This is a genomic window from uncultured Enterococcus sp. (assembly GCF_913775425.1).
Taxonomy (GTDB): Bacteria; Bacillota; Bacilli; order Lactobacillales; family Enterococcaceae; genus Enterococcus_G.
This window is the reverse complement of sequence record NZ_CAJYIS010000041.1, coordinates 1-7741: the sequence shown is the minus strand read 5'-3', so window position 1 is coordinate 7741 and position 7741 is coordinate 1. Positions and strand designations below refer to the sequence as shown.

The 7741-nt window shown below is 40.6% G+C and carries 8 protein-coding genes; 2 read left to right on the top strand and 6 right to left on the bottom strand.

Features of this window, described 5'->3' with window-relative positions; all coding sequences use genetic code 11:
- Window positions 1-161: 161 nt before the first annotated feature.
- Window positions 162-1007, bottom strand: a complete 846-nt coding sequence (locus tag QZ413_RS04555) for a methyltransferase domain-containing protein (RefSeq protein WP_297076928.1) — start codon at window positions 1005-1007, stop codon at window positions 162-164.
- 89 nt (window positions 1008-1096) lie between these two features.
- Between QZ413_RS04555 and QZ413_RS04550 the strand changes: the two genes are divergently transcribed.
- Window positions 1097-1726, top strand: coding sequence for a copper homeostasis protein CutC (locus tag QZ413_RS04550; RefSeq protein ID WP_297076925.1), 630 nt, complete (start codon window positions 1097-1099; stop codon window positions 1724-1726).
- A gap of 171 nt (window positions 1727-1897) precedes the next feature.
- Here the strand turns inward: QZ413_RS04550 and mgtE are convergent, their stop codons facing one another.
- From mgtE to QZ413_RS04530, 4 genes are read right to left on the bottom strand one after another with little or no spacing between them, the layout of a single operon-like run.
- Window positions 1898-3262, bottom strand: coding sequence for a magnesium transporter (mgtE, locus tag QZ413_RS04545; protein WP_297076922.1), 1365 nt, complete (start codon window positions 3260-3262; stop codon window positions 1898-1900).
- A gap of 15 nt (window positions 3263-3277) precedes the next feature.
- Complete coding sequence (locus QZ413_RS04540; RefSeq protein ID WP_297076919.1) at window positions 3278-4174, bottom strand: RluA family pseudouridine synthase; 897 nt, start codon at window positions 4172-4174, stop codon at window positions 3278-3280.
- Between the two features lie 2 nt (window positions 4175-4176).
- Window positions 4177-4983, bottom strand: coding sequence for an NAD kinase (locus tag QZ413_RS04535; protein WP_297076917.1), 807 nt, complete (start codon window positions 4981-4983; stop codon window positions 4177-4179).
- Window positions 4949-5650 (bottom strand): GTP pyrophosphokinase family protein, encoded by a 702-nt coding sequence (locus QZ413_RS04530; RefSeq protein WP_297076914.1) that lies wholly within the window; start codon window positions 5648-5650, stop codon window positions 4949-4951. Before QZ413_RS04530 ends, QZ413_RS04535 begins: the two co-directional genes overlap by 35 nt.
- 149 nt (window positions 5651-5799) lie before the next feature.
- Between QZ413_RS04530 and QZ413_RS04525 the strand changes: the two genes are divergently transcribed.
- Window positions 5800-6381, top strand: a complete 582-nt coding sequence (locus tag QZ413_RS04525; protein WP_297076912.1) for a CYTH domain-containing protein — start codon at window positions 5800-5802, stop codon at window positions 6379-6381.
- Window positions 6382-6404: 23 nt separating this feature from the next.
- Here QZ413_RS04525 and pepF read toward each other — a convergent pair.
- The coding region (gene pepF, locus QZ413_RS04520; protein ID WP_297076908.1) for an oligoendopeptidase F at window positions 6405-7741 on the bottom strand (1337 nt) is incomplete at its 5' end.

The window sequence follows — 7741 nt, the reverse complement described above, 5'->3', positions numbered from 1 at the left end:
CCAACTCGGTGATCAAGCACGGCGAGTCGTTACGTTAGTGAAGCTCTCTTCACTAACTTTTATCAGAACAGGATGCTGATAAAAACTAATGAAAAATGACTTGAAATTAATATATCACTCTCATGTTATTTATGCAAGCATAAAGTGAAAAAAAATAGAAATTATTTGCTCTTTTTTCCAATTAAAATTTCTAAATCAACCGTAATCTGTGTTAAGGGTTGATTCATCAAGGCTTTTTTGCGCTCTGAGGATGCTCCCCACTCCAATGGCGACATCTCTAATAGATCTAGCTGTTGTGCTTTAGGAATCTCAAATATATAGGTCAACTGTTGCTTTTCATATGTCTGAAAGGCTTCGCTGAACTTTTCGACAACGCGTTCGTTTGAATACTGTTGCTTTTTTTGATCTTCGGGATAAAAAGCACGACGCAATTCTTTTAGATAATCAGCACCTGGCACGACCTTGATCAATTGTCCCCCAGTTTGCAGCACACGGTCAAATTCTTGATAATTGGACGGTGAAAAAATATTGAGTAACGTGGTAAAACTATGATCTGCAAACGGTAGATTGGTTAAATCCGCTGTACACCAAAAGGTATCACTTGCTTGATTCGTTGCCAGATTTACTCCTTCTTTGGCGATATCAAAACCAATCCCTACTTGAATATCTGCTTGTTGTGTCAATAAAGAAAGAAAACTTCCCTCACCACATCCGATATCCAATACCGCAGTTTGGTCTAATTTTTGCGTCAAATATGTCAGTAAAGGTTGATACATCCCACAGCGAATCATCCGTCCTCTTGCTTCAAATAGCTGTTGGTCATAGTCGCTAACGATCGGACGCATCAAAAAATGCATCGTCCCTTTTTTCGAAACATCATAACGATGCCCATTTTGACAGACAAGACCGCTCTCACTAGTTTTCATGCACTCATGACAATGTGGACAGCGAAAACGTGCGGCTTCTCGTTGTAAAAATAATTTCGCGCGATCAATTTTTTTTAACATAGACTTCCCTCGGCTTTCTTCTTTGACTACTTTAGCATAAAATTGTGCTAAAATGCTAGACGGAAGACTAACTTTAAGGAGGATCTTTTATGATCAAAGAATTTTGTGCCGAAAATTTTACCAATATCCCACAAGCCATCCACAATGGAGCCAATCGTATCGAACTATGCGATAATCTCGCAGTAGGTGGGACAACACCTAGTACAGGGGTCTTAGAAGAGTCTTTTGCCTATACTTCTGAAAAATCGATTCCATTAATGGTCATGATCCGACCTCGCGGTGGTGATTTTATCTATAACGATACAGAATTAAAAATCATGCATACTGATTTGATTGAAGCCAAAAAACTAGGGGTTGATGGCGTGGTATTTGGTTGCTTAACACCTAGCAATTGGATCGATGAAGAAGCGATGGAATTATTATTAGACGTTGCTGATGGCCTACAAGTGACCTTTCATATGGCGTTTGATGCAATCGAAGAAACTCGTAAAAAAGCAGCGATCGATTGGCTCGTCGCCCATCAAGTCGACCGCATCTTAGTGCATGGCGGTCCATTAGATACGCCGATCGAAGAGCATTTAACTAAGATCAGCGAGTGGATCGCTTATGCCGATGGACGTATTACCTTTGTCGTCGGTGGTGGCGTTCGCAGCACTAATGCCCAAGCAGTTTGCACACAAACTGGTGCGACAGAAGTCCACGGTACCAGAATCGTTTAAAAAAAGTGGGTGTGATAGACTTCTACCACACCCACTAGCAAGCGATTAAATCACATGTTAAAAAGAGCCACTTTCAAAAACAAGCCGAGTCATTACCGAAATAGACACAACTATTCTCGGAATGATTCGGCTTATTTTTAAGGCTGTTTTTTTAGTACAGCTTCTTTAGCTTTAATTTAAAAAATAACTCATAAAAATACTCGCAATATTAAAATAGATCAATACGCTCGTCAAATCACTAAGCGTCGTAATAAATGGCCCACTGGCAACGGCTGGATCAAATCCTAATTTATCCATTAACATCGGAATCAAACTTCCTGCCAGATTCGCAACCGTAATGGCACACATCATCGCCATACCGATCACAAATCCTAAAATCGGATTGCCCTTCCAAATCGCCACGATCAAAAAAATCGTCACACCGGTGATCAAACCGGTAAATAAGCCCGTAATCACTTCACCAATAATCGTTTTCACGATCCCGACATCTTTATTGTCACTCATCGCCAAGCGGCGAACCGCCACGGCCAGTGACTGTGTCCCGGCATTTCCTGCAGTTCCAGTGATCAATGAGATAAACACAGCTAAAATACTTGCTTTACTAACTAGTTGTTCATAATGGCTGATCAATGTTGCCGTCGCCATTCCTAAAAATAACAGCGTAATCAACCATGGCAAGCGGCGATTGGCTGATTTGATAGGATTTTCGCTAATCTCTTCCACATTGACCCCAGCTAAACCAGAATAGTCACTGGCAGCTTCGTCATCAATAACGTCAATAATATCATCGACTGTAACAATCCCTAATAAATGATCGTCGTAATCCGTTACAGGTAACGCTAGAAAATCATAATCTCGGAATGTTTGCGCAACGTCTTCTTGATCGTCACCGACATGGACAGACATCACACGCTCGCTCATGATCTCTTCAATCATTTGATCATCATCATGAATGATCAAATCACGTAAGGAAATTACGCCGACCAAACGTTCTTCTTGGTCGATCACATAGATATAATAGATCGTCTCCGCTACAGCAGCTTCTGATTTTAACACATACATCGCAGAACGCACCGTTTGATTGGCTACGATCGACACATACTCTGTCGTCATGATCGATCCAGCAGTATCGTCTTCATAATGAAGTAAGTCTTTGATTTCAGTAGCCGCTTCAGTTTCCATTAAAGTTAAATATTGTGCTTTTTGCTGTTTGGATAACGTATTTAATAGATCGACAGCGTTATCGGTATACATCTCAGCCAACATCTCCGCTGCGTAGCTTGGACGCATCTCGGCTAAGAATTCTTTCATTTCATCTTTATCTTCTTCTAGAACATCAAACATATCTGCTAGTTCTTTAGGAGACAAATAGGCATAGACTAAGGCACGTTCAGCGTCGTCCAGAGACAGATAAAACTGGCTTTGCTCATAAATATGCAGCTCCAAAAATTGTTCCCGAAATTCCTGCAGACGATTATGTGCTAAATCCTCTCTTAATTGTGCAAAACGTTCTTCTAATTCTTGTGTTTCATCCAATCTCTCTCACCTCGCTTAAAAAGTCGCCTGAATCAATGTATTCATGTCCTCAGGAAGTGTCTGATAAAAAGACAGCGGCTCGTGTGTGAAAGGGTGTGTAAATGCTAAATGGTAACAATGCAACGCTTGTCGCTTCACACTTAAATCCATACGTCCCCCATACATATCATCCCCCACCAAAGGACAGCCGATCGATTCGAAGTGCACTCGAATCTGGTGGGTGCGCCCGGTGTGCAATTTAATATCGACCAATGCACAACTAGACGTCTGTTGTTGGCACCAGTATTCGGTAAAGGCATACTGGCCATCTTCTCTTACTTCACGCTTTAAAATCGAACGCATATCTCGTCCGATCGGCGCTATAATTTGTTCATGTTCTTTTAAACGCGCCAGATCCCCACAAACGAGCGCTTGATAATGCTTATTTAATGTTTTTTCACGCAATTGAACATCCAGTTTCGCATGGGCAAAACCATGCTTAGCAAACAACATCAGCCCCGTCGTGTCTCGATCTAAACGTGTCACGACATGAACGACTTGGTTGCGATACCCTTTTTGTTTATAGTATCCCTTCACGCGATTGGCCATTGTTTGATTTGGATGGTATTGCGCTGGTATTGACGACACATTACTTGGCTTATTGACGATCAAAAGGTGCTCATCTTCAAATACGATATCTAAAGGAGTATCGTCTGCGAGTAATGTCTCGTGTTCTTTTTCATCAGGGATAACAACCGTCACTATATCGTGTTCTTGAAGAAAATACAAGACATTTTCGATATGATCATTGACCAGAATCTGACCACCTTGAAATTTGATTTTCGCAAGTAGGCCTTTGGAGATCCCTTGCTCTTTTAAAAAATATTTGATTTGCTGTGGTTCGCTTTTTTTAAATACATACTCAAAACGCATGATTACGACTCCCCAATAAACGCATCACGCACACGGCGCCAAAAATGCGTATGACGGTAAGAAGCAAATTGAATATGCTCATCAGCGATTTTATAATAAATCGAATCGATCTCGTCTTGTTGCAAACGAAACTGATCGATCGTAATCACACATTCATCACTTTCTTGCAATCGAACTTCGATCCACTCATGACTACCAATAACCATTGGTGAGCCGAGTGTACGAAACACGCGGTTATTTAGTGAGGCGATCTCTGTTAATTGGATGGCATTGATGCGAGGGTGCAAGACCGCGCCACCGATACTTTTGTTATAGGCTGTCGAACCAGTTGGCGTGGCAATCGACAACCCATCTCCACGAAAACGTTCGAAAAATTCATCTTTGATATAAATATCTGCCACCATCGTTGAATCATTCCGTTTGATCGTCGACTCATTTAACGATAAAAAGTGCTTGGGTTCCTTGCCGTTACGATACGTAATACGCACATCAAGTAACGGATATCGAACACTTGCTTCTTGTTTGGTGTTCAATGACGCAACGAGTTCATCTAATTCATAATCGCGCCAATCTGTATAAAATCCTAAATGCCCTGTGTGTACGCCTAAAAAACGGACTTGATCTAATTTATGATTGAATAAATGAAAGGCTGAAAGAAGCGTTCCATCTCCACCAACTGAGATCACTAGCTCTGGTTCATTTTGATTGATCTCATGTCCTGAGGCAATCAGTTTTTGACTTAATTCACTCATTACTTTTAATGATAATGGTGTTTTATTGTGGATGATCGCGATCTTCACTTTCTCCATCGTGTTCTTCCTTTCCTTGGTCTAAAGCACGCGCATGCTGTTCTTTAGACCCTTTCCCTCTAGTAAATAAATGTTGTGCTTCTTGAATCTCTTCTCTGATATTCGACATTTCTTCATCTAATTGATACGCCGCTTCCGCTGCTCGGCGCAGTCGTTCACCAATCTCTTCTGGAAAAACGCCTTGATATTTATAGTTTAATGAGTGCTCGATCGTTGCCCAAAAATTCATCGCTAATGTTCGAATCTGGATTTCCGCATAAATCCGTTTTTCTCCAGTGACTAACTGTACTGGATATTCGATCACCAAATGGTAAGAACGATAACCACTAGCTTTTTGATTGGTAATATAATCACGCTCGATTACGACAGTCATGTCTTTACGGTTACGAATCAGTTGGACTACTTGATGGATATCTTCTACAAACTGACACATGATTCTAAGACCCGCAATATCAGACATTTCCGTTTCCAAACGATCGAGTGGAATATTACGCAAGCGACTTTTCCCTAAGATACTATCTACTGGTTTTACTCTTCCAGTCACAAATTCAATCGGTACGTGGCGGTTTTGTTCACGAAATTGTTTTCTGATCCCACGTAGTTTTACTTTTAATTCAGAAACCGTTTGTTCATACGGTGCTAAGAATTCTTCCCAATCCGGTTGCATCAGTATCCCTCATTTCTAAAATAACATACAAGCTTATCTTATCACAGTTTTTAATAAACCTTTAGCATTCAGAGTCTAATTTTCAGTTTTTTTAGCGATTGACACGTTTACTCAGATACAGTAAAACTAAGGAAAGAGGAGTGAAGAAGATGAGTGAACAACTTGAAATCGAATTCAAAACATTACTGGTGAAATCCGACTTTGAACGTCTACTGGAACACTTTGTTGACGCAAAGATCTACCAGCAAACCAACTATTACTTTGATACGCCGGATTTCCAATTAAAGGAGCAACAATGCGGTCTAAGGATTCGCCTATTTACTACATACGCTGAACTGACGTTAAAGTCACCTCAGCCACTAGGCTTACTAGAAACGACCGATACCCTGCAACTTGCTGAAGCCAAAGCATTACTTAAAGACGATCAAATCAAACTAGACGGCAAAGTAGCCCAAAAGATTAGTGAATTTGGCATCGATCCTGCAAGTGTAACGTGCTTTGCTGACCTAACTACTACTAGACATGAACTAAAACTACCTGAAGGATTGCTTGCACTAGATGAAAGTACCTATGGAAAAACAGGCCATGACTACGAATTGGAATTAGAAGTTACTCCTTCGCAAGCCACAACAGAGCATTTCCAAAACTTTTTAGCTACGTTAAATCTTTCGTATCACCCCGTACAAAACAAGATCAAACGTGCCTTAGCCGAACGCCAAAAAGAGATGTGACAGACTTCTGTCACATCTCTTTTTTATAAGGTTTCGATCAATGCTTCTAATTCATCTAATCGTTTTTCAAATACCGTAAAGGCATTTTCGATATAAGCTGCTTGTGTCATATCCACGCCAGCTTTTTTCATAACATCGACTGGATAATCACTTGAACCTGCTTTTAGATACGTTAAATAATTTTTTAAGGCTTGTGGTCCATCATGCAAGATTTTTTCTGCTAGCGTCGCAGCAGCTGAAAAACCAGTCGCATATTGGAACACATAATAATTATAGTAAAAATGTGGAATACGTGACCACTCTAAACGGATCTCTGGATCGTGTGCGAGTGCATCACCATAATATTTATGGTTTAATTCACCATAGCTTTCACTTAAAAAGTCAGCCGTTAGTGGTGTTCCTTTTGCATCTTCTTGGTGCATAAAATGCTCGAATTCCGCAAATTGCGTTTGACGGAAAACGGTCCCTTTAAAACCATCTAGATAATGGTTTAATACATATGCACGGACCTTTGGATCTGTTTCCGTTTTTAATAAGTACTCTGTCAACAGATTCTCGTTTGTAGTGGAAGCAATCTCGGCTAGAAAAATTGGATAATCTCCATAGACATACTCTTGATTCGTACGAGTGAAATAGCTATGCACACTGTGCCCCATTTCGTGAACTAAGGTAAACAGTTGATCCAGTGTATCATGCCAATTCATCAAAATATAAGGTTTTGTATCGTAAGCACCAGAAGAATAAGCCCCACTGCGCTTTCCTTTGTTTTCGATCACGTCGATCCAACGAGAAGAGAACGCTTCTTTTACGACTGCTAGATACTCTTCACCCATCGGTGCTAACGCTTCGATCGCTTTTTCAACAGCTTGTTCGTACGTATACGTGATCGGCGCTTCACCTAATAAAGGTGTATAGACATCATACATATGCAATTCATCGACCGCTAATAAGCGTTTGCGCAATTCCATATAACGATGCAACAATGGCAAGTTTTGATTGACGACATCGACTAATGTGTCGTATACCGCTTCTGGCACATGATTATTACTCAATGCCGCTTGACGTGCACTTTCATAGTGGCGTGCTTGTGCTTTGAAATTATGTGCTTTGATGTTGGTGCTAAGGGTTGAAGCAAACGTGTGTTTAAATTGACCGTAGACTTCATATAGTCCTTTAAACGCATCTTCGCGTACTTGACGGTTGGTATTTTCCATTAACTGACCATAAACACCATGTGAGAGTTGGATCTCCTGACCATTTTCATCTTTGATCGTTGGAAATTCTAAATCCGCATTATTTAATACTGAAAAAATCGTTCCTGGAGAACCAAAAATCTCACCCGCACCTGCTAATAGTGCCT

Excerpts from the sequence above, each read along its gene's own strand:
- QZ413_RS04555 (WP_297076928.1), bottom strand. The coding sequence starts at position 1,007 with ATGTTAAAAAAAATTGATCGCGCGAAATTATTTTTACAACGAGAAGCC.
- QZ413_RS04550 (WP_297076925.1), top strand. The coding sequence starts at position 1,097 with ATGATCAAAGAATTTTGTGCCGAAAATTTTACCAATATCCCACAAGCC.
- QZ413_RS04540 (WP_297076919.1), bottom strand. The coding sequence starts at position 4,174 with ATGCGTTTTGAGTATGTATTTAAAAAAAGCGAACCACAGCAAATCAAA.
- QZ413_RS04535 (WP_297076917.1), bottom strand. The coding sequence starts at position 4,983 with ATGGAGAAAGTGAAGATCGCGATCATCCACAATAAAACACCATTATCA.
- QZ413_RS04530 (WP_297076914.1), bottom strand. The coding sequence starts at position 5,650 with ATGCAACCGGATTGGGAAGAATTCTTAGCACCGTATGAACAAACGGTT.
- QZ413_RS04525 (WP_297076912.1), top strand. The coding sequence starts at position 5,800 with ATGAGTGAACAACTTGAAATCGAATTCAAAACATTACTGGTGAAATCC.